This is a genomic window from Pantoea sp. MBD-2R (genome assembly GCF_039134845.1).
Classification (GTDB): domain Bacteria; phylum Pseudomonadota; class Gammaproteobacteria; order Enterobacterales; family Enterobacteriaceae; genus Erwinia.
Genome location: NZ_CP152417.1, coordinates 422,505 through 443,956, shown reverse-complemented (window position 1 = coordinate 443,956; position 21,452 = coordinate 422,505). Strand labels below are relative to the sequence as shown.

Below are 21,452 nucleotides of genomic sequence, written 5' to 3'. Positions count from 1 at the left end.
AAAATAGCGGCATTACCAAAATGAAAAGGGTTATGATGAAAAGTCATGTAAAAATATTCAGATTTCCCATTTACATTATATTTAAACAGTCGAATACTAATCGGGCCAAAACGTGGCTCAGCCCGCGTTACATCCGGCATATATAAGTTTATCTGATAGCAAACCAGACTCATAAATCTTAACTAAGGAATTATTGTGGCACCCGTAGTAAATAAATCCGCAGCGTTGCACTCGGAAAGTCTTTCTGAAGAAGATGACAGTTTACTTTCTCCCGTTGATAATACCGCACCGATAAATAAAACCTATATTACGCGTGGAACCCGCCGGTTCATCCACGCTACGCTGGCGTTGTTCTGCGCCGGATTGTCCACTTTTGCCGTACTTTACTGTGTGCAGCCAATCCTCCCCGTGTTCTCGCAAAGCTTTCATCTCACCCCGGCGCAAAGCAGCCTCTCTCTTTCCGTGACGACCGCGATGATGGCGCTGGGCCTGCTGGTTACCGGTCCGCTGTCGGATGCGATTGGTCGCAAATCGGTGATGTCAGTTTCGCTGTTGCTGGCGGCCTTCTTTACGCTGATTTGTGCGACCATGAGCAGTTGGGAAGGCGTGCTGGCAATGCGCGCACTGACCGGGCTGGCGCTGAGCGGCGTGGCGGCGGTGGCCATGACCTGGCTTAGTGAAGAGCTGCATCCCGGCTTTCTCTCTTTTTCGATGGGGCTGTATATCAGCGGTAACTCAATTGGCGGATTGATCGGACGGCTCTCTACCGGCATGCTGGCGGATCATTTTTCCTGGAATGTTTCGCTGTTTGTGGTTGGCCTGTTTGCGCTGGCCGCCGCCGCGCTGTTTTTCCGTTTGCTTCCGCCTTCGCAACATTTCCGCGCCAGCTCGCTTCGTCCTCATAAGCTATTAGTGAATTTTATGTTCCAGTGGCGCGATATGGGACTGCCAATGCTGTTCCTGGTCGGCTTTATTCTGATGGGCAGCTTCGTCACCCTTTTTAACTATGTCAGCTATCGCTTTTTATCTGCGCCTTTTTCGCTGAGCCAAACGGTAGTCGGGTTACTGTCTGTGGTTTATCTTACCGGGACTTACAGCTCACCCCGGGCGGGCGTTATGACGGCGCGCTATGGCCGTGGCGTCGTGCTAATGGGGTCACTGATCATGATGTTAACAGGCCTCGTTGCCACGCAGTTCACCTCACTGCTGCTGGTCCTGCCTGGTCTGATGCTGTTTGCCGCAGGGTTCTTTGCCGCGCATTCGGTCGCCAGCAGCTGGGTTGGGCATCGTGCCCGTCGCGCTCGCGGCCAGGCTTCGTCGCTCTATCTCTTCTTCTATTACCTTGGCTCCAGCGTCGCCGGTACGCTGGGTGGCGTATTCTGGCACGGCTACGGCTGGGCGGGCGTGTCGGCCTTCATTGCCGTGATGCTGCTTGCCGGGCTGGTGCTGGCGAATAAGCTACGCCAAATCCCCGTGCTGGTGAAAAAAGTTCGCTAGTTTTGCGGGCGGAGAGCGATCTCCGCCCGTAATAAGTCACTTCTTTTATCTCAACAGGATGAGGTAACCTGAAAGCCAATATTGCCAGAAAAAACCTGCCAATTTACAGCCGGATCGGGAAAAATAGCCTCTGACAGGAAGTTAAAAAAGGGGGTCACATGGAAGACGTCATTTATACGCCGCCGCTGGAATCCATTGATTATTATGGCTATCCATTAGTTGCGGGAACCTTTAGAGTCGGGGAACAGCTCTACGTCATGGTGTTTAAAGAAATAACCAGTCATGCCGATATGCGCAGTAAAAGTTACGATATCAATGTCCCGGAATTTTTCTTCCCGCCAAATGGCATGGTTGAAATCCAGTTTGATGCTATCAGCGATCTAACCGGTGACAACTTTGGCCGTTTTCAACACGTTGAAGTAAAGGATACCAATCCTGTAGCGCTTCTAAGGGTAGTAACCCTGCTGACGCAGCACTACACTCAACGAAAACCCGGTGGTTATTTATTCTATGCAGCAGTAAGCTATCTGGATGCCGGACGTCATACGGACCTTAAACTGGTTTATGACAGAATGCTGGGATTTGCCCAAAGAAAGAAAAACCGGCCAGCGAAGAGCATATTGCCAGATGGCTGGCGGGCATATAATAATTTGAGTACAGACGGGAGGGGTTATGCCATCATCTGCTAAAGGCACTGTTTACAATGAAGTTATGGCTCGTCAGCGTCTCGTCATGCAAGTAGCTTCTCAGGTTATCGTGAAGCAAAAAATAGCAACAGGCGAGATTGAAATTGTCGACGGTAGACTGGTTGCGGGTAAGAATTTTAAAGATGCTAAAACGCCCGTTCGTTCTGGACGTCGTGCTCTGCTTAAAGCCAGATAAATAATCCCGCCAAAGGCCCCGAGCGGGCCTTACCCCACCGCTGACGATTTACTTCCCTCTGTTCAGCCATTAAGCTAGCGCCACCTGAAATAACCTCTTTTTCCGCCCTGCATCCTCCCCCGGGCACGCGTAAGGAAAGTATCTATGGCGCTTCATCTGTGGCTGGCTTATACCGGGATTATTGCCGTACTGATTGCGGTCCCCGGCCCGACGGCACTGCTCAGCATGACTCACGGTTTACGCTATGGACGTCGCCGTGCGCTGGCGACAGTGGCGGGCGGCGTGCTGGCGGCAATGACGCTGATGACCGCTTCCGCATTAGGTTTAGGCGCTATCCTCGCCGCTTCAACAACGGCTTTTACCGTGCTGAAAGTGGTGGGCGCGGCCTACTTGATCTGGCTGGGTATCAGCGCATGGCGTGATAAAAGTGCGCCGGAAAGCGTGGTTCTTGCCGGTCAGCCCGCAGAGATGCCTGGCAGCCTGAAACTCTTTCGTAAAGGCTATATGGTAGGGATCAGCAATCCAAAAGATCTGCTGTTTTTCGCCGCTTTGTTTCCCAACTTTATTGACGCCAGCCAGCCTCACGCTATCCAGTTCGCTACGCTGGCTGTCACCTGGGCAGTATTGGATCTCAGCATGATGTTCGCCTATGCCTGTGCCGGTCGCCGTTTGTCGACGCTGTTTGCCAGCCAGAAGCGGCTGCGTTTGCTGAACCGGACGATTGGCAGCCTGTTCGTTTTCGCCGGCAGCGCGCTGGCGATCTCTGCTCGTTAACATGCGTGACGTAGCCAATTTACAGGCGATGGTCATCTTCGCCAGAGTGGTAGAAACGCTGAGCTATACCGAAGCGGCGAAGCTGCTGGGCATCTCTAAATCCTCCGTCAGCAAAGAAATTTCCGCGCTGGAAGTGCGGCTGGGTACCAGGCTGCTTTTGCGCACTACCCGCAAAATCGCCGTAACCGACGTCGGCATGACCTGGTATCACTACTGCGCGCGCATTCTGAGTGAAATCAAAAGCGCCGACCTGTTTATCCGTCAGCAGCATGAAGAGCCAACGGGTAGCCTGCGCGTCGTCGCGCCGGTGACGTTCGGCTGCCAGTGTATCGTGCCGGTACTGAATCAGTTTGTGGCAAACAACCTGCACGTCAGCGTCGATCTGGATCTAACCGACCGGCCGGTGATCGACGATAATGTCGATCTGGCAATCGTGATCCGCCGGGATCGCCCTGAATACGATCGCTGTCAGCCGCTGATGGATATCAGCTGGGGTTTATATGCCTCGCCGGACTATCTTCAGCGTTTTGCGCCTGTTACCACGCCTGATGATTTGCCTCGCCATGACTTTATTCTGTTCCGCGGCCCGGCTCATACGATCTCTCTGCCGTTTCGTCGCGATAAGCAGACGCGGAATATTGAAGTGCGTAGCCGTTTCCGCGCCAATAACAGTACTGCGCTGGTGAATTCGGCCATTGCAGAGACCGGGATCGCCTATCTGCCTGACTATGTGGCACAGGAAGCGGTTAAAGCGGGTAAGCTGAGCCAGGTGCTGCCGGAATGGGAAATGGATGTTTATCAGTCCTGGATACTGACGAAAAACGATGGCTTTACGTCACCTCGTGTCAGGCTGTTTATTGCAGAGTTACAGAAGGCATTGGGAACAGATAAAAAAAGGGCGGAACGCTAGTTCCGCCCTTCTCATTTAGTAATAGTTACCGTGGCGGTAATCCCAGGTGGTGAAGATGTCCGACATCATCGACATGATCTTGTCCACATCCAGCCCTTTGCGGATCAGCACCGGACACGGCGTGATGTTACGCTCGCCTTTCTGTTCCGGCACCAGTTTGCCATTCTCATCAACCATTGCCACCATTACGCCCTGCTCATAGCGGGTCTTTTCAGACTCGTTAGGCTGGATAGATTTCACATAGTCGTTAGCCGCGATAATCAGATCGGCCTGCGATTCGATGCGCTCGCCGATGCCTTCGACCAGGCCACGGTTGCCCTTGCCTGATGGATTAGCCGAGCTGGCAAAGGAGAATTTACCGTGGTTTTCCCACAGTTCTTTTGCCAGGTTTTCGCCAGGAATACCAAATTTAATCACGAAACAGCTGGTCTGACGGCGATCCATCATCAGCTCTTTCGAGCCATCTTCCGGAATACGCGCCACGGCTTCTTCTTTCCATGGCAGGATGCAGCCCAGCAGCACGTCTTTGTCCCAGTGCTGCTGATACAGCGCTTCGATTTCCGGGTTCAGCTGCGCCAGCTCTTTCAACTGATCCAGGGAACCACACAGCACCACGCCCGGCTTGTTGCGGTTGCGCTGCTTGGCGTCGAATTTACGCTCCAGCCCTTTTGCATCAGACGTCATGATGATGTAGCCCACTTTGGTTGGGCAAACGATCATACCGCCGTCGGCAGACAGGATTTCTACTGCTTCTGGCTGTAAGCCACCGTTCCACTGAATCGTTTTATTGCTCATGGTCGCACCTAATCTTAGAGGGTAATTTCGTTGGTCAGTGTTTCAGTCTGGCACAGCATTGAAACGCTTGCGGTGACGACGGCTGACCGGTTGAAACCATCCTAACCTCACCCTCTTTTAACGCAACAGTAAAAGCACTTATTCCCATATTGTTTCCATCAGGAAACAGTTGTTGCAGGAAAGCGTCAGTGAGTGAGTGCGACGGGCAGGGAAATAATGCAGAGCGATCTTGTTGGACACGGGCATGCTGCGCACGTATGCGCAGCATCCTGACTATCAGCCTGGAATTAACCGCTCCGCCTTCAGCTTATCGAACAGTTCGACAAAAGCATCGCGTGTACATTTATAGCCGGTGAAGCCTGCTTTACGGCTCTTACTGACGTCGGTAAACACTTCCATCGGGCGGCCCAGATCGGCGTCGGTATGCCACCAGGAAACCAGCTTGCTGATGTCGGCTTCCTTAAGATTGAACTGCTGCGCAACCGCTTTCCACTGCTCCGGCGCGGCATCCATGCGGCCTTCCAGCGGCTGCATTTCGTCCGGGAACGGCGCGGCTTCGATACCGAAATAGTCGGCAATCTGGCCCCACATCCATTTCCAGCGGAACACGTCACCGTTGACCACGTTGTAATCCTGGTCCTGCGCCGAAGGGGTTGTTGCCGCCCATTCCAGCTGCTGTGCCAATACGTGTGCATCGGTCATATCGGTCACGCCTTCCCACTGGGCTTTTGAGCCAGGGAAAACAAAGGGCTGTCCGGTCTGCTTGCACAGGCTTGCATAGACGGCCAGCGTCTGGCCCATGTTCATGGCGTTGCCCAGCGCAAAACCGATGATGGTATGCGGACGGTGCACGCTCCAGGTGAAGCCATATTTTTCGGCACCGGCAAAGACTTCATCTTCCTGCGCGTAGTAGAAGTTATCGACCGGCTGGCGGCCCTGCTCTTCACGGAACGGCGTTACGGGCACCGCGCCTTTGCCATAAGCATCAAACGGGCCGAGGTAATGTTTAAGGCCTGTAACCAGCGCCACATGCCCGCCCTTCAGGCCATCGCCCAACGCTTCAATGACGTTGCGCACCATCGCGCCGTTAACGCGGATATTCTCTTTTTCATTTGCCTGACGTGCCCAGACGCTGAAAAAGACTTTATCGACTTTCACGCCGTCTAACGCTTTACGGACGGATCCCTCATCAGTCAGATCGGCCGTCAGCGCCGTACAACCCGCAGGCACTGCGGTGCGTCCGCGTGAAAGGCCATAAACCTGCCAGCCGTCGCCGGTCAGTTTTTCCGCCAGTGCAGTACCAATTACGCCGCTTACGCCGACAATAAGTGCTCGCTGTTGCATCTTTTTTCTCCACTGATATTGAGTAACATTAAGCTTAATAGAGAAATTAAGTCTTATTTCAGGTATAAATTCATAACATTTCAGAATTCGAGTCATCAATCATGAGCAGCCAGGATCGGCTAAAAGGCATTACGCCTTTTGTTGCAAGCGTGGAACACGGTAGCTTTACGGCTGCCGCTGAACATCTGCATTTGACCAGTTCGGCGGTGAGTAAAAGCGTTGCCCGGCTGGAAGCGCGGCTTGGCTCAAGGCTGTTTGAGCGAACAACGCGTAGCCTGGCCCTGACCGATGCCGGACAGGCTTTCTATGAGACCTGTACGCGAGTGCTTAGTGAACTGGCGGAAGCGGAATCGGTACTGGCAGCGCAACGCACCATCCCGGTCGGTAGATTGCAAATCGCCGTGCCAAACACCTTCGGGCGTATGCACGTCGTACCGTTAATAACGCAATTCTGTCAGCAAAATCCAGAGATGCAGATCAACCTTACGTTTTCCGATCGCTTTGTCGATCTGTTTGAAGAAGGCGTGGATATCGCTATACGGATTGGTGGCCCGGCAGAATATCCGCCTTCGCTCGGCTATCGCTATCTGGGAAAAGAGCGTCTGCTGTTTTGCGCCGCTCCCGATTATCTTGCCCGCCACGGGACGCCAACGTCCCTGACGGATTTGGCCGATCATCGCGCCATTGTCTATTACCGCGTCGACGGTAGCATCAGTCCCTGGCATGTTACCTCGCCAGATGGTCGAACGGTGGCCAGAACCGTGCCGCACCGTATGGCGCTTGGCGATGGAGAAGCCCAGGTTGCTGCGGTCATCGCAGGCCTGGGCGTGGCGCAGATGGCCAGCTGGCTGATGGAAAAGCCGCTAGCCAGCGGTGAACTGGTGCCGATCCTGCCAGAACTGGCGGTAGAGGGTTTACCGCTGTACGTCGTCTGGCCGCGTAAGAAACAGCTGACGCCAAAAGTCAACGCGCTGCTGAGCGCGCTGGATCGGCTAAAAATGTAATCAGGCGTCAGGCTTATTGACGTTAACGCGCCATGGAATGCCGAATTTATCCGTCAGCGTACCAAAGCCGAGTGCCCAAAAGGTCTCTTCCCATTCCAGCGTCACCGTCCCGCCGTCCGAAAGGCGATCGAACCATTTTTTCCCTTCAGCGGCGTCGTGACTGGAAAGACTAACGGCAAAACCGGTGTAGTTTACTGCTTCGGCGCTATCGCTCAGCTGTAGCTCGCTGTCGCCGACTTGCAGCAGGGCATGCATGATTTTGTCGTCCGCCGGTTTTTCTCCACTGGCACGATTTTGCTTCTGCGGCTGCTGCTGTTTTTCAGGTGGGACATCGCCCCAGGTTATTTTAACCTTCAGATGAGCATCGATCGCCTGCTGATAAAACGCGATAGCTTCTTCACAGTTGCCCGCAAAGTACAGATAGGGTGAAATTTGCATAACCTCTCCTTGAGTGATCGTTGCTGCTGGAGAATAAGCAGTAAGGAAAGGGTAGCAACGCAGCCGATAACTGCCTCTTTTCAGCGCAATGTTTTCTTTTTTCAGTCTCTTCCTGGTCAGGAAGCGAAAAAGGATAAAGCGGAATGGCTCCGCTTTATCCGCCCGAAATCAGGCCGTTTTCATTCGCCTCGCAAAAAGTTTTTCCGCCAGTTTTTCCAGGATGATATAGCCGACGCAGGCGACTAAAAATGAGTTAAGGGTTGAGACGCCCCACGTCACATACAGGCCAACGTAGCCGCCGAGCAGGCTGGCAAAAATCGCGGGCCAGCCGCTAAAAATAGTCTCTTCCGGTAACGTGCCTGTCAGCCTTGTCACTCTGAGAGGAAGGCTGTATTTCTTCAGCAAAAAATATTCCGTCAGCATCACGCCCAGCACGGGTGGAACAATGACCCCGAGCAGGTTCAGGAAATCTACAAAATGATCCAGAATGCCAAGCACCGACAAGGTAGTTCCCAGAATGCCCAGCGCCAGCGTGACCGGCTTGTAGTGAAGCTTTAAACCACTGGTGCTTTCAACAGCGTTGATCACGCCAAGCGCAGATGAATAGAGGTTTAAATCATTTACCCTGAGGGTAGAGAAAATGACCGCAAACAGGCCAATCGTTCCTGAAGCAATGGTAATAATGGACATCACATCGCCGGTATTAAGCTTGCGGGCAATAAAAATAGCCAGGCCATTAATGATAAATTCACCCAGGCAGATGGTGGCCACTGTAATTCCCAACACATGGCTGCCGCGCTTTGAATAACGCGTCAGATCGGGCGTCATTAAGCTGGCCAGAATAGCGCCGCCAACCACCAGTGTGATACCGGCATTAACCGACAGCATCTCTTTGCCGGCGGTTGTTGCCGCAACGGCCGCAACATGATCGGTGGCCAGCGTTTGCCAGGAAATCCAGGCAATTAACGCAATAAACACCGGAACGGCTATCCGCGCCGTAAATCTTAGCGCTTTAAACCCAAAGGCCACCAGCACGGTTAAAAACAGGCCGGAAATTGTCGCCGCGCTCTGAAAACTCAGCGTGTCAGAAAATGCCGTGCTCAGCGATTTAGCAAAAATGGCGTTCTGAATACCAAACCAGCCCAGCAGGCTTATTGCAACGACGATGCCAATAAAAGCCGAACCGATTCGCCCAAAACCACACCAGCGCGCCAGCATACTGCCTGACAATCCCTCTTTCATGCCGATGTAACCAAAGCCAAAGGTAATTAAGCCAAAGAGCAGACTGCCTGCCAGAATAGCGGTTAGCGCGGCAGATAAACTCATGCTGTCACCGAGTACCGCCCCCAACATAAATTGATCGAGTGCGGTAAGCATGCCCATATGGACAATAGCCACGCTGAGAAACGACACGCGGCTGCTTTCCGGCACCCGACTCAAAGGAAAATCATTAATTTGCATTGTTATCAGGCCTGTATCAGATAAAGTTGATCCCTTTCTTAATAAGACGACCAGGGATATAGTTTTCAAGGTTATGGATGACGCAGTACTCTTCAAATTGCTTTAGTGAATGCACATTGGCTTTTTGATAAATGGTATATATTCGGTTCTCAATTGTTTTGGCGCTGGCGCCGAAAATATTGGCGATTTCTTTGGCCGTATACCGTTGCAGCATCAGAAAGATAATATCAAGCTCGGCGGGGGTAAACTCTTTATTATCGGTAACGGTGGTCAATACGCTGGGCTTTTTCTGATTAAGGAACTTAAGGGGCGTCAGATTATCAAGCGGCTTCGCGTTCCAGAGGGTTCCGATGCAGTTGCCATCATTATCAAAAACGGGTAGTTTTTCGCTGACATAAGGGGAAAGGCTCTCTAATCCGTACCAATAATGGGTTTCAATCACGGTGACACGATCCTGCGCCTCTTCTGTGCGGCGATCGTGCTCCTGTAAATCTTCCGAGCATTCTGCCCATTTGGCCGGGAAATCCTGATCCAGCGCGCCCTCAACAGAGAAGGTGACGGGCGTATGCGTATATAAGTATGCCGCCTTATTCATATAGAGATGTCTTGACTCAAGGTCCTTGATTCCCCATGGCTCGCTAAGATGCTCCATCATGGAAATAAAACCCCGGAAGTAACTATACTTATCGTCCTGCGACATACTTTTTCCGTTTTTATTAAAACGCTTTTTTCAGATAATAGCGTGTATGTTTTCCAAGGTAGCCATCCATGCTGCCATAAGCCTGATAGCCCAGTTTTTCATAAAAACCCTTTGCCTGGAAATCAAAGGTATCTACGTACGCCATCTGGCATCCTCGTGCTTTTGCAACCTCTTCTGCCTTAAGCATCAGCTGGTTTCCTCTGCCCTTCCCCCGCTCCTGTTCACCGATCCACAAATATTGTATTTCCAGTCCCTGCCACCAGGTTCTGGCCACCAACCCGCCATAAATCTGATTGTCATCATCTCGCAACGTGAGGAAAAGCGGCGTTATATCCACATCATCAAATTGACTGTTGTGCTGCCACAGGCTGTCAATAACAAATTGCTCATCCTGTTCAGCAGGCGTATCCGTTACAACGATTTTCATTACTGCTCCGTTATTAAATTACCATCCAAACGTAGTCGAATAACATTTTATCGTCGGGAATTCAAGGGGGTTTTCTACCGTATCATTCAGATTATATTGTTCGCTATTATAAACGGAGAAGCAAAAGCGGATATGCTGTTTTTTTTGTCTGTTTCCAGCACCAGGGACACTATAACTCTACGAAATAATATCACGCATTAATTATTATTATATTCCGATAAAAATAAAAGAAGTTAACAGAAAAACAACAATTACGCGCCATCTGGCGCGTTTCTTTTTTATATACAAAAAAATAAGACTGTTAGTTTATACAGCTTAATGGAATGAACCTGTCTGTCGGCAATTTCAGTGCGGGACATTAAAAAGAAAAAAACAGCGTCAGGCAGGGAAAATATCTCAGAATGGATGAGAAAATACGGCCAGTAAACTGGCCGTATTCAACATTATTTCACTTCAGTCAGTTTCTCAATATCGACATTGCCCTGTTCACCCGCCACGTTTTTACGCGCTTTCGCGACGTCGCTGGCGCTGACCTGAGCTTTCGCCGTATTGCCCCAGCTGGTACGGATAAAGTTAACCACATCCGCAACCTGCTGGTCGTTCAGCCGCCAGCCAAAGGCCGGCATGGTGACAGCAGAAGGCGCACCCTTCACGCCGGGCAGCGTCGCCCCGCTAAGCACGATATGGATCAGTGACGTTGGATCTTCGGCCAGCACGACCGGGTTGCCACGCAGTTCCGGGAAGAAACGCTTGTAGCCGCTGCCGTCAGTTTTATGGCAGGCACCGCAGCTGTCGACATACACCGACGCGCCCGGCTTGCTGTCGTCGCCTTTCCACAAGGCTTTGGCAACCGTATCGTCCTGGGTGAAACCAACCTGATTAGGATCGCGTGCACCCAGTGACTTCAGATAACGCGCAATTGCCGTCGCATCTTCTGCGCTCAGATGCTGCAAGCTGTGCTGGACGACTTCCGTCATGCCGCCAAACACGGCGGTATGATCGTTGCGGCCCATGCGCAGGAACTGCACCAAATCGTCTTCGCTCCAGCGGCCAAGTCCGTCACGGCTGTCGCCGCGCAGGTTGTTCGCCGTCCAGCCATCAATCGGCGCGTTGCTGCCGGAAAGATAATCGCTGCCTTCGCTGTCGTTCAGCGCTTTTTCCTGCATAGTCAGGCTACGCGGCGTATGGCAGGCACCGCAGTGGCCCAAACCTTCCACCAGATACTGACCGCGCGCCAGCACCGCATCCTGGCCTTTCACCGGCTGGAAAGCTTTCACGTCTGGCGCAAACATGCCACGCCAGATGGCCAGCGGCCAGCGCATCGACAGCGGCCACGGAATGTCGCTCTTCTGGTTAGCCTGCTCAACCGGCTGCACGCCATGCATAAACCAGGCATACAGCGCCTGCATATCTTCATCGCTCACCACGGCATAAGAAGGATAAGGCATGGCCGGATAAAGCGTGTCGCCATTCTTCGCGATGCCATGACGAACCGCTTTCTGGAAATCGTCGTAGCTGTAATCGCCAATCCCGGTTTTCTTGTCCGGCGTGATGTTGGTGGAGTAAATATTGCCAATCGGGGTTGCCATCGACAGGCCGCCAGCAAAGGGCTTGCCACCCATTTTAGTATGACAAGCCACGCAGTCACCGGCTCGCGCCAGGTATTCGCCGCGCTTGATCTGCTCAGCACCGCTCTCGTCCGCCACGGCGGCAAAGGTGGTCATGCCCAGTAACAGGGCAGGGATCATCATTTTCATCATGGATATCCTTATGCCTGCACCAACGGACCGGGGTTTTTCAGATACTGTTCACGAATCGCTTTGGCTGACCAGTAAGTCAACGCCGCCACCATGCCGGTTGGGTTATAGCCCAAACCTTGTGGGAAGGCGGATGCGCCCGGAACAAAGACGTTTGGCACATCCCAGCTTTGCAGATAGCGGTTCACCGCGCTGGTTTTCGGATCTTCACCCATGATTGCGCCGCCGTTCATATGCGTGGTTTGATAAACGGTGGTGTCAAAATGTGCGCCTGGCATCTTAGGTGCGCCGCTAATCAGCTTGGGATTCATCGCTTCAGCGATTTTGTGCATCCGGCCGTGCATAAACTGCGACATTTTGATGTCGTTTTCCTGCCAGTCGAACGTCATGCGCAGCAGCGGCTGGCCGAAAGCATCCTTGTAGTTCGGGTCGAGATCCAGATAGTTATTGCGATAGGACTGGTGTGCGCCGTGAGCATCCATTGAAACATGATGCGTATAGTGATCGGCCACTGCCGCTTTCCATTTGCTGCCCCAGTTTGGCGTGCCCGGAGGCGTTGGCAGACCGGAGATTGGCTTCACGCCGGCCTGGTTTACCCACATCGGCGAACCGCCAACGAAGCCATATTTGCCGTGATCGAAGTTGTCGGCGTTGAAGTCATCCACGCCCACGCCTGCGCCGCCCGCACCGATAAAGTTGTTGGTGAAGACGTCTTTATCAAAGAAGGCTTTAATGGTGGAGATGTTCTGATAGGCGAAGTTACGACCTACCGTGCCTTCGTTGGTAACCGGGTCATACGGCTTGCCAATACCGGAAAGCAGCATCAGGTGCACGTTATGGAACTGGAACGCCGAGAGGATAACCAGATCGGCAGGCTGCTCAATCTGACGTCCCAGCGCGTCGACGTAGGTCACGCCCGTTGCGCGTTTTTTATCAGCGGTCAGGTTAACGCGCAGCACGTTGGCGTTTTCACGCAGTTCAAACTTCGCTTCCTGACGCAGCGCTGGCAGCACGTTAACGTTCGGTGATGCTTTGGAATACATGTAGCAGGCGTAGCCGCTACAATAACCGCAGAAGTTGCACGGCCCCATCTGCGCGCCGTAGGTGTTGGTGTACGGGCCAGACGTGTTGGCGGAAGGCAGATCGTAAGGATGATAGCCAATCGATTCTGCTGCCTGGGCAAACAGCTGTGCGGAATAAGTGCGTTTTTGCGCGGGCAGCGGGAATTTATCGGAGCGGTCTGGCGCAAACGGATTGCCTTTGCCCTGCCCGATGACCTTGCCTTTCACGCTCCACTCGGAACCGGACGTCCCGAAAACTTTTTCGGCCTTATCGAAAAACGGTTCCAGCTCGTCGTAAGTCACGCCAAAGTCCTGAATCGTCATGCCTTCAGGAATAAATTTTTTGCCGTAGCGCTCTTCGTAATGGCTGCGCATCCGCAGTTCGATAGGATCGACACGGAAATGCACGCCCGACCAGTGCAGGCCTGCGCCACCGGTGCCGGTGCCTGGTAAGAACGCCGCCAGTTGACGATATGGCTGAGCGGTTTGCGCCGAGTTGTGGCGAATGGTGACGGTGCTTTTCGACAGATCCTGGAACAGCTTTTTACGGATGTTATAGGTGAGTTCGTCGATAACCTGCGGATAAGCGCCATCAGGATAGGTATCACGGTGCGGGCCGCGTTCCAGCGCAACCACGTTCAGGCCCGCTTCAGTCAGCTCTTTGGCCATGATCGATCCCGCCCAGCCGAAGCCGACGATCACCGCATCCACTTTTTTCATTTCGTTTGCCATGCTTATGCTCTTTCCCCACGAATCGATACCGGTGGGAACGGATAACGCTCGCCACGCTCAACCCAGTCCATAAAATCAGCGCGTGCGCCAGGGAAGTTAATCAGCGTCCAGCCGACCATGCCCTGATTACCGCCGTGGATAGGATCGCTGAAGAAACCTTCACGGGTGTTTTGCAGCAGGAAAGTGAAAAAGACTTTCGCCGGAACCTGTTTGAATTCCACGCTGCCCGCTTCAAAAGCCTGAAGCAGCGCATCCTGCTGCTCCTGAGTCAGCTGAGCAAACACCTTGCCGTGCTGCGCTTTTGCCACGGCATCGGCATCGGCAAGGCCAAGACGATAAATATCGCGCGGCACCAGCGGCAGCTGATAGCCCAACGCCTTATCCGCATCCGGGTGGAAAGGCCCCTGCATATACCAGTTAGAGCCGGTGGCATAAGGGGTGTTCATCTGGCGATCGATATATTCAGGCACGCCTGCTTCCAGCGCGCCCGGGCCACGATCGTCGGCAGGGATCAAACGCGCGACGGCAGCCTGAACAAAAGCGTATTCTTCTGGTGTAAACCAGGTGGGCTGATAGTCACGGGCTTTTTGCGGGCCGGCAGGCGGGGTCTCTTTTGCGCCAGCTGGCGCCGCTGCGGTGAGCGCGCCAATTCCGCTCGTCCCGATCGCCATTGCAGGTGCTATCGCGATCGTTTTCAGCAGAAAGTCCCGGCGGGAACTTCCAGTTTTTTCTTTCGACATTACATTGCCTTCTTAAACTTCGCCTGGTCAAAAAGCGGTTAAGGGTTCACGGTTGCGCTACTGTTTTTGTTATGAAAAGCGGGTATTTTGATCCGGATCAATGTTACCGGTAACAATATCCGGCATTTTAACAGGTCTTTTTGCAAAATTTGAGCACTAAGAAACAAAATGGCACAAATTCATTAACAATTAATGATTTTACAAAACGTTCTCTTCGCTAAAGCCAAATTACCGATTCAGGGCCAGTTGAAAATAAAAAATGGCAATTTTTTTAGTATAGTTATGCCTGACGAAAATGCTTATCAGAGATTAGCCAGCTCGATTGAACAGGATGGATTTTTCTTTATCGATCGTACTTTCCAGTGCCGGAAAAGCTTCAGGGCCAAAATGCAGTAAATTATGGCCCTGAATTACCCCTTTACTTCTACAGCACAACCCCGTTCTTTCCAGGCTGAGGAGTGACAGCAACCAAACTGGTAGATAAAGAAGCCTCCTCATTCATGCCCTGCGGGGAATCAAACAGCTTTAATCGTGTTTCTGATGGCTGCGGACGGCCAAAATAGTAGCCCTGAAACAGGGTACAGCCCTCAATTTTCAGCTGTTCGAACTGTTCACTGCTTTCTACACCTTCCGCCGTGATTTGAATATCCAGGCTGCGGCTCATCCCGGTAATCGCCCGGATGATCGCCAACGCTTCACGGCTGTCTTTCATATCGTTAATAAACGACTTGTCGATTTTGATTTTGTCGAACGGGAACGAACGCAGATAGCTTAATGACGAATAGCCGGTGCCGAAATCATCCAGCGCAATGCGCACGCCGAGCGTTTTCAGCTTTTGCAAGGTACGAATATTAACCCGGGTATTATCCAACAGCACCGACTCGGTGATCTCCACTTCCAGACGGTGCGGCGACAGGCCGGAATCCTTTAGTGCGGCTTCCACGACGGATACCAGTGAACTGTTCTTGAACTGCAACGGTGAAAGATTCACCGCCACGCTCTGGTCTTCTGGCCAGGTAGAGGCTTCCCGGCAGGCCTCATACAGTGCAAAAGCACCCAGCGTATGAATCAGACCGGTTTCCTCCGCCACGGGAATAAAATCCAGCGGCATAATCAGCCCCTGCTTGGGGTGATGCCAGCGCATCAGCGCCTCATAGCCGATAATGTCGTAGCCCTGACCGTTCGTGATCGGCTGGTAATACAGTTTAAGATGGCGGTTGGTCATCGCTTCACGCAGGTCGGTCTCAATCATCCGACGCTTGCTGGCCGCCTCGCCCATTTCATGCGAGAAATGCTCGAAGCGATTGCGGCCGTTGCGTTTGGCTTCGTACAGCGCCATATCCGCGCAGCGCAGCAGTTCGTCAGGCGAGGTCAAACCGCCCGCAGCAAGGGAAATACCGATGCTCAACCCAACCGACAGGTTGTGACCATCCACATTGAACGACGGCCGGATAACTTCAATCAGGCGCTGCGCCACCGCTTCGGCTTCATCCTGATGCGTCAGGCCAGGCAGCACCACGGAGAATTCATCGCCACCGTTACGAGCCAGCGTATCCTGTTCACGTAGCGCGCTACGCAGACGGCCTGCAACCGCACGCAGCAGATCGTCACCCACCTGATGGCCCAGCGCATCATTGACGTTTTTAAAATTATCCAGATCCAGACAGAGGGCGGCGGTGATTTTACTGGTATCAAAATCAGTACGCAGCGCTTCATTCAGGCGCTGGCTAAACAGCACGCGGTTTGGCAGGCTGGTCAGGTTATCGTGATGCGCCATATGGTGAATACGGGCATCGGCCGCCCGCTGATCGGTAACGTCATCCGCAATCAGCAAAACGTAATTGGTGCGCGCATCGTTGCCGTGAATCAGCGAAGCAGAGGCATTAATGATTTTCTCACCACCGCGGGTGCGTAACAGCTGCTCATTGCGATGTACGCCTTCATTACGCTGGGCTGCCGTGGCGAGCTGCGCAAAATAGCTGCTGAGCTCTGAAGGCATGCAGTCGACCAGCATTTTGCCTTTTACCTCTTTTATTTTCAGGCCGAGCAGCTGTTCCGCTTTGTTATTCAGCAGCAATACTTCCCGCGAGACCACATCTTCCACAATCACGCAGGACGGAATATTAGCAATAATGGTATCAAGAAATGTCGACAGCGAAGCCATTTGCGCGCTGTTTTGCTCCGCTAAATCCTTCGCTCGCAGGATCTGCTGCTCGTACTCGCGCACTTCTGTACAGTCACGGGTAATTTTGGCATAGCCAATCAGCTTGCCCTCGTCGGTATAGATCGACTCAATCACGACATGCGCCCAGAAGGCACTGCCATCTTTTCGATACCGCCAGCCCTGATCTTCAAACCGCCCGGTCGTATAGGCGATGTGCAGATTGGTTTCCGGCGTGCGGGCCAGTCGATCCTGGGCGCTGTAGAAGCAGGAAAAATGTTTGCCGACGATCTCTTCTGCCGTATAACCTTTGGCGCGATGAGCCCCGGCGTTCCAGTTTACGACCTTGCCTTTGGGATCGAGCATATAGATGGCGTAGTCGCTTACGCCTTCAACCAGCAGGCGGAACACCTGCTCTCTTTCACGCTGTTCGCGCAGCACGCGTTGTTGTTCGGTACAGTCGCGGGTGATTTTGGCGTAGCCAATCAGCTTGCCGTCGTCATCATGCACGGCATCAATCACCACGTGCGCCCAGAACGAGGTGCCGTCTTTACGATATCGCCAGCCCTGTTCTTCGAAACGCCCCGTGCGGTAAGCCGTTTTCAGATTCGCCTGCGGCAGTTTTGCCTGCTGATCTTTCTCGCTGTAGAAACAGGAAAAATGTTTGCCGACGATTTCGTCGGCGTTATAGCCTTTCGAGCGCCTTGCGCCTTCATTCCAGTTAACGACGTGGCCTTCAGGGTCAAGCATATAGATGGCGTAATCCGTCACGCCCTCCACTAACAGGCGAAATTTTTGCTCCTGCGCCCGCTGCTCGGCGAGCCTGGCCTGCTGCTCGGTGCAGTCCCGGGTAATTTTGGCGAAGCCAATCAGCGTTCCCTCATCATCCTTTACCGCATCAATCACTACGTGTGCCCAAAAGGCGCTGCCGTCTTTCCGATAGCGCCAGCCTTCCACTTCATAACGCCCGGTTTCACGGGCAATAGCGAGGCCACGCTGCGGCAGATTTTTTGCCCGATCGGCGGCGCTGTAGAAACACTCAAAATTTTTGCCGATGATCTCTTCTGGCTGATAGCCTTTGGCCCGGATGGCGCCTGCATTCCAGTTCGCGACGATGCCATCAGGTGTCAGCATATAAAGTGCGTAATCAATTACGCTCTGCACCAACAACCGGTACATCACATCATTATTTTCGTTCATTCTCTTTTCGCCTGGTTGTTGAGTGCTGCCGCCCCAAAGGAAGCTCCGGATGGCAGACAGGCCACGGCTCGGGAAAATTCCCTTACTGCCCAAAGGTGTTTTACCGGTTATCGGCCTGATTAAAATAATATTCAGCAATAATTTCTGGCCGCTTTTGGCCGCTGATATGTCGCGTTCGATGGTTAAGTCAAAACGTGCCCGGGCAGAGAAGCCGGGCAAATTGTAACCCTTTGCCTGAAGATGGTAACGACCAGAAACAACCCCACTGAGACAGTTAACAGGGAATGACGTTATAAAAACAAAAAAAGCGGAGTTTTTATGTTCAAATCTTTTTTCCCCCGTCCCGGGCTATTTTTCAGCACCGCCATTTGCTGGAGTTTGCTCGCTATCCTGATATGGTTTGCTGGCGGCAGCCACTGGCTTTTCCAATTTTCCGCTTTCGCCCATTCGGCGACGATGCCATTGCCCAATAATGCGCTGAGATTTATCGCGCCGTCGGAAGTGGCGTTTTATGTCTATTATTTGCTGGCAGCCGGTCTGTTCGCGGGCTTTTGGTTTGTCTTCAGCCCACATCCCTGGCAGCGCTGGTCAGTGCTCGGCTCGGCGCTGATTATTTTTGCCACATGGCTGTCGGTACAGATGGGCGTCGCGATAAATGCCTGGTATGAACCCTTCTACGATACGCTTCAGCAGGCGTTAACTCATGCCAATACTGTAAAAATTACCTCTTTATATCAGCAGCTTGTCGGATTTCTCAGTATTGCACTTATCGCGGTAATCATTGATGTACTGAACCTGTTTTTTATCAGCCACTACGTGTTTCGCTGGCGCACGGCCATGAACAACTACTACATGGCGCACTGGCCAGAACTGCGAAAAATTGAAGGTGCGTCTCAGCGTGTGCAGGAAGATACCATGCGTTTTTCATCCACGCTGGAAGATATGGGCGTAAGCCTGATTAACGCCATCATGACGCTGATTGCTTTTCTGCCGGTGTTGGTGGCGCTGTCAAAACACGTCGCCACCGTGCCGCTACTTGGCAGCATGCCTTATGCATTGGTTATTGCCGCACTGGCCTGGGCAGTGTTGGGGACCGGTTTGCTGGCGATAGTGGGCATTAAGCTGCCCGGCCTTTCTTTCCGCAATCAGCGAGTGGAAGCGGCTTATCGTAAGGAGCTGGTCTACGGCGAGGACGATGATCGCCGCGCCAGCCCGGTGACGGTGCAAAACCTGTTTTTATCGATAAGAAAGAACTATTTCCGCCTCTATTTTCACTATCTCTACTTCAACATCGCCCGCATTCTTTATCTTCAGATTGATGCGGTATTCGGCCTGGTCACGCTGTTTCCTTCTATCGTTGCTGGCGCGATTACCTTCGGGCTGATGACGCAAATCCTGAATGTCTTTGAGCAAGTGCGTGGTGCTTTTCAATATTTGATTAACTCCTGGACCACGCTGGTGGAGCTACTCTCCATTTATAAACGTTTACGCGGTTTTGAGCGTGCGCTTGAGGGCAAACCGGTTCAGGAAGCCAGCGCGGAAAACACGCGTTCCACAGCGTAAGCGCCCGGATCCTTTACCCCGTTCAGGCTCTCTTTATTCAGATAGGAAGAGCGGCCAGCCTGCGCCGACGTCATCTTCGCGGTTTCGTCGGCACCTTCTTTCGCGGCGCTTGCCGCCCCTGCCACGCCTTTTCCCGCGACCAGTGCGGCAAAGGCCGGATGCAGCGCATCAATCATCGTACGATGGCCCAGTTTGGCACCGCCGTAGTGCTGCATGCGATCCAGTCCCCAGCTCAGCGCCTGTGACAGTGACTCACCTTCTTCCAGCTTTTGCCCGGCAGCCGTAAACATAATCGACATCAATACGCCGCTGGAGCCCCCCATCACCACCGCCAGCTCCTCGCCAATTAACGTCAGCAACAGTGAAGGTTCATTGAGCGGAAGCGTACCCGCCTCCAGCGCTTTCAAGACTTTCGCCGCGCCAGCAGCAAAGGTCGAACCGGTATCGCCATCGCCAACGCGCGCATCAAGCTGGTTTAACTCCTCTTCCAGCGCGACCAGCGTGCGGCAGACGGTTTTTACTACGCCTGCCGTCTGAGTATTGTCAGAAGGCGTAACCTGCTGCCTGCGGGCAACTTTTTCGCCTTTAATGGTGTTCAGCGGCTGGATTTCTACCGCAGGCTGCCAGCCACCCACTTTGACGGGTGCCAGCAGCGCTGTTTGCAGATAATCCGTTAAACGCATTGTTGAAAGCGAAAAGCCTTTCATGTCCAGCGCACTGACCAGCGTAGCCGGACCAATCAGCAGCTTAACGTTTTTTCCCAGCGGCGAATGCAGGGCTTCGCGGGTGAGTACGGCCATTTCCAGCGAAGAAAAGCCCCCAAGATTATTAACCAGCAGCGCGATCTTGCCGTCGTCCTGACCGGCAGCCAGTTTTTCCGCCAGCAGCGCCACGATTTCGCGGCTGTCCTGGGTTTTGAGCGTGGAAGCGCCGGGTTCGCCATGGATGCCCATGCCCAGCTCGCTCTCGCCAGCTTTCACCCGCTCATCCTGCTGCTCGCCAGGAACATGACAGCTGCTGAACGCCAGACCAATACTTGCCGTGGCCGCAATCGCTTCGTTCGCCGCTGCGGCTACCTCTTCCAACGATTTTCCTTCTGCTGCGGCATAGCCCGCTATCTTGTGGATTAGCGCGGTACCGGCAATGCCACGCGGCTGCGGATTATCGGGCAAGGCGATATCGTCTTTCACCATCACCAGCTCTACCTTAAAACCCAGTTTTTTTGCTTTTTCTGCGGCCAGGCCAAAATTGAGACGATCGCCGGTGTAATTTTTTACGATCAGCAGGCAGCCTTTTTCACCGGTCACGTTGATGATGGCGCTAAGCACAGCGTCCACGCTCGGCGAGGCAAAAATATCGCCGCAGACAGCAGCGGTCAGCATCCCCTCGCCAACAAAGCCCACGTGCGCCGGTTCGTGGCCAGAGCCGCCACCGGAAATCAGCGCCACCTTTGATTTATCCCAGTCATTACGTACGACCACGCGAATATCCGGGCCGACGTCCAGCAGGCTGAGCGTGTGATGAGGATGACTGAGCAAAGTGCCTTCAATGGCCTCGCTGACCAGCTCGCTTTTCTGATGCATAAAAAACTGACTCATAAGACTCGTTTCTCCGCCAGGTAGTAGGTGATATCGTCCGAGTGACTAACTGTAGCTGAATAATGAGCCGGGCAGCGCGCATAAAAGGCGCACCAGCGGAAAGCGAAAGGATTTGAAGCGGGGAGAATTAATTAAGAATTATCCTTAACGACATCGCTAACTAATATATCTCTACATCCCCTCATTACTGGAATAATATCCTATCATTTTAACTTCTATCGCGCAGCAGTCCTGTAAAAGCGCTATTTAAGAGAATTCCTGGTCCAGAAAATCAGGGCCAAAATTAGTCAGGATTATAAAATTAAAGATTGCCGTATTAATCTTATTTACCAGAAACTGCGAAATTTAAAATTGCAGTCTCATACCTCCTTCATATAAAGTTGCTTCTATTAACCCTCAGGCCTGCAA

General features: G+C 52.8%; 18 protein-coding genes. 7 read left to right on the top strand and 11 right to left on the bottom strand.

From position 1 onward, the window contains the following. Window positions 1-192: 192 nt before the first annotated feature. From AAGQ96_RS01810 to AAGQ96_RS01790, 5 genes are all read left to right on the top strand, one after another. Window positions 193-1,497, top strand: a complete 1,305-nt coding sequence (locus tag AAGQ96_RS01810) for an MFS transporter (RefSeq protein WP_168199664.1) — start codon at window positions 193-195, stop codon at window positions 1,495-1,497. Between the two features lie 158 nt (window positions 1,498-1,655). Next, the gene (locus AAGQ96_RS01805) at window positions 1,656-2,186 is read left to right on the top strand and encodes a hypothetical protein (protein ID WP_147194213.1); all 531 of its coding nucleotides are present in this window, start codon (window positions 1,656-1,658) and stop codon (window positions 2,184-2,186) included. Next, the gene (locus tag AAGQ96_RS01800) at window positions 2,170-2,379 is read left to right on the top strand and encodes a hypothetical protein (protein WP_147194211.1); all 210 of its coding nucleotides are present in this window, start codon (window positions 2,170-2,172) and stop codon (window positions 2,377-2,379) included. Before AAGQ96_RS01805 ends, AAGQ96_RS01800 begins: the two co-directional genes overlap by 17 nt. 144 nt (window positions 2,380-2,523) lie before the next feature. Beyond that, window positions 2,524-3,153, top strand: a complete 630-nt coding sequence (locus AAGQ96_RS01795) for a LysE family transporter (RefSeq protein WP_147194210.1) — start codon at window positions 2,524-2,526, stop codon at window positions 3,151-3,153. Window position 3,154: 1 nt separating this feature from the next. Continuing rightward, entirely contained in the window at window positions 3,155-4,063 is a 909-nt protein-coding gene (locus tag AAGQ96_RS01790; RefSeq protein WP_147194208.1) for a LysR family transcriptional regulator, read from the top strand. A gap of 15 nt (window positions 4,064-4,078) precedes the next feature. Here AAGQ96_RS01790 and AAGQ96_RS01785 read toward each other — a convergent pair whose 3' ends face one another. Together AAGQ96_RS01785 and AAGQ96_RS01780 are read right to left on the bottom strand one after the other, a co-directional pair. Then, entirely contained in the window at window positions 4,079-4,858 is a 780-nt protein-coding gene (locus AAGQ96_RS01785; protein WP_147194206.1) for a Sua5/YciO/YrdC/YwlC family protein, read from the bottom strand. A 276-nt stretch (window positions 4,859-5,134) separates the two neighbouring features. Continuing rightward, complete coding sequence (locus tag AAGQ96_RS01780) at window positions 5,135-6,202, bottom strand: SDR family oxidoreductase (protein WP_147194204.1); 1,068 nt, start codon at window positions 6,200-6,202, stop codon at window positions 5,135-5,137. A gap of 98 nt (window positions 6,203-6,300) precedes the next feature. On the opposite strand from AAGQ96_RS01780, the gene AAGQ96_RS01775 reads away from it, so the two are divergent. Continuing rightward, window positions 6,301-7,206, top strand: coding sequence for a LysR family transcriptional regulator (locus tag AAGQ96_RS01775; RefSeq protein ID WP_147194202.1), 906 nt, complete (start codon window positions 6,301-6,303; stop codon window positions 7,204-7,206). Here the strand turns inward: AAGQ96_RS01775 and yjdN are convergent, their stop codons facing one another. The 8 genes from yjdN to AAGQ96_RS01735 all read right to left on the bottom strand — a co-directional run bounded on the left by yjdN (window position 7,207) and on the right by AAGQ96_RS01735 (window position 17,883). After that, complete coding sequence (yjdN, locus tag AAGQ96_RS01770; RefSeq protein WP_147194200.1) at window positions 7,207-7,644, bottom strand: VOC family metalloprotein YjdN; 438 nt, start codon at window positions 7,642-7,644, stop codon at window positions 7,207-7,209. Between the two features lie 168 nt (window positions 7,645-7,812). After that, the gene (locus AAGQ96_RS01765; protein WP_147194198.1) at window positions 7,813-9,105 is read right to left on the bottom strand and encodes a cytosine permease; all 1,293 of its coding nucleotides are present in this window, start codon (window positions 9,103-9,105) and stop codon (window positions 7,813-7,815) included. A 16-nt stretch (window positions 9,106-9,121) separates the two neighbouring features. After that, window positions 9,122-9,805 (bottom strand): LuxR C-terminal-related transcriptional regulator, encoded by a 684-nt coding sequence (locus tag AAGQ96_RS01760; protein ID WP_147194196.1) that lies wholly within the window; start codon window positions 9,803-9,805, stop codon window positions 9,122-9,124. Between the two features lie 16 nt (window positions 9,806-9,821). Beyond that, the gene (locus AAGQ96_RS01755; protein WP_147194194.1) at window positions 9,822-10,232 is read right to left on the bottom strand and encodes a GNAT family N-acetyltransferase; all 411 of its coding nucleotides are present in this window, start codon (window positions 10,230-10,232) and stop codon (window positions 9,822-9,824) included. Between the two features lie 443 nt (window positions 10,233-10,675). Continuing rightward, window positions 10,676-11,992 carry a cytochrome c gene (locus tag AAGQ96_RS01750; protein ID WP_147194192.1) on the bottom strand — a complete coding sequence of 439 codons (1,317 nt, stop codon included), beginning with the start codon at window positions 11,990-11,992 and terminating at the stop codon, window positions 10,676-10,678. 8 nt (window positions 11,993-12,000) lie between these two features. Then, a complete protein-coding gene (locus AAGQ96_RS01745) occupies window positions 12,001-13,782 on the bottom strand; it encodes a GMC family oxidoreductase (RefSeq protein ID WP_147194190.1) in 1,782 nt (593 codons plus the stop codon). A 2-nt stretch (window positions 13,783-13,784) separates the two neighbouring features. Further along, the gene (locus AAGQ96_RS01740; protein ID WP_147194188.1) at window positions 13,785-14,522 is read right to left on the bottom strand and encodes a gluconate 2-dehydrogenase subunit 3 family protein; all 738 of its coding nucleotides are present in this window, start codon (window positions 14,520-14,522) and stop codon (window positions 13,785-13,787) included. Between the two features lie 424 nt (window positions 14,523-14,946). Then, window positions 14,947-17,883, bottom strand: coding sequence for an EAL domain-containing protein (locus tag AAGQ96_RS01735; protein ID WP_342754680.1), 2,937 nt, complete (start codon window positions 17,881-17,883; stop codon window positions 14,947-14,949). 318 nt (window positions 17,884-18,201) lie between these two features. Between AAGQ96_RS01735 and sbmA the strand changes: the two genes are divergently transcribed. After that, window positions 18,202-19,446, top strand: coding sequence for a peptide antibiotic transporter SbmA (gene sbmA, locus AAGQ96_RS01730; RefSeq protein ID WP_342754679.1), 1,245 nt, complete (start codon window positions 18,202-18,204; stop codon window positions 19,444-19,446). On the opposite strand, the gene AAGQ96_RS01725 is transcribed toward sbmA, so the two are convergent. Then, window positions 19,407-21,044, bottom strand: coding sequence for a dihydroxyacetone kinase subunit DhaK (locus AAGQ96_RS01725; RefSeq protein ID WP_342754678.1), 1,638 nt, complete (start codon window positions 21,042-21,044; stop codon window positions 19,407-19,409). The genes sbmA and AAGQ96_RS01725 overlap by 40 nt on opposite strands. Window positions 21,045-21,452 lie beyond the last annotated feature (408 nt).

Bases quoted from the DNA above. Each gene is read 5' to 3' on its own strand.
- AAGQ96_RS01805 (WP_147194213.1), top strand. From the start codon at position 1,656: ATGGAAGACGTCATTTATACGCCGCCGCTGGAATCCATTGATTATTAT.
- AAGQ96_RS01800 (WP_147194211.1), top strand. From the start codon at position 2,170: ATGCCATCATCTGCTAAAGGCACTGTTTACAATGAAGTTATGGCTCGT.
- AAGQ96_RS01795 (WP_147194210.1), top strand. From the start codon at position 2,524: ATGGCGCTTCATCTGTGGCTGGCTTATACCGGGATTATTGCCGTACTG.
- AAGQ96_RS01790 (WP_147194208.1), top strand. From the start codon at position 3,155: ATGCGTGACGTAGCCAATTTACAGGCGATGGTCATCTTCGCCAGAGTG.
- AAGQ96_RS01785 (WP_147194206.1), bottom strand. From the start codon at position 4,858: ATGAGCAATAAAACGATTCAGTGGAACGGTGGCTTACAGCCAGAAGCA.
- AAGQ96_RS01780 (WP_147194204.1), bottom strand. From the start codon at position 6,202: ATGCAACAGCGAGCACTTATTGTCGGCGTAAGCGGCGTAATTGGTACT.
- yjdN (WP_147194200.1), bottom strand. From the start codon at position 7,644: ATGCAAATTTCACCCTATCTGTACTTTGCGGGCAACTGTGAAGAAGCT.
- AAGQ96_RS01765 (WP_147194198.1), bottom strand. From the start codon at position 9,105: ATGCAAATTAATGATTTTCCTTTGAGTCGGGTGCCGGAAAGCAGCCGC.
- AAGQ96_RS01760 (WP_147194196.1), bottom strand. From the start codon at position 9,805: ATGTCGCAGGACGATAAGTATAGTTACTTCCGGGGTTTTATTTCCATG.
- AAGQ96_RS01755 (WP_147194194.1), bottom strand. From the start codon at position 10,232: ATGAAAATCGTTGTAACGGATACGCCTGCTGAACAGGATGAGCAATTT.
- AAGQ96_RS01750 (WP_147194192.1), bottom strand. From the start codon at position 11,992: ATGATGAAAATGATGATCCCTGCCCTGTTACTGGGCATGACCACCTTT.
- AAGQ96_RS01745 (WP_147194190.1), bottom strand. From the start codon at position 13,782: ATGGCAAACGAAATGAAAAAAGTGGATGCGGTGATCGTCGGCTTCGGC.
- AAGQ96_RS01740 (WP_147194188.1), bottom strand. From the start codon at position 14,522: ATGTCGAAAGAAAAAACTGGAAGTTCCCGCCGGGACTTTCTGCTGAAA.
- AAGQ96_RS01735 (WP_342754680.1), bottom strand. From the start codon at position 17,883: ATGAACGAAAATAATGATGTGATGTACCGGTTGTTGGTGCAGAGCGTA.
- sbmA (WP_342754679.1), top strand. From the start codon at position 18,202: ATGTTCAAATCTTTTTTCCCCCGTCCCGGGCTATTTTTCAGCACCGCC.
- AAGQ96_RS01725 (WP_342754678.1), bottom strand. From the start codon at position 21,044: ATGAGTCAGTTTTTTATGCATCAGAAAAGCGAGCTGGTCAGCGAGGCC.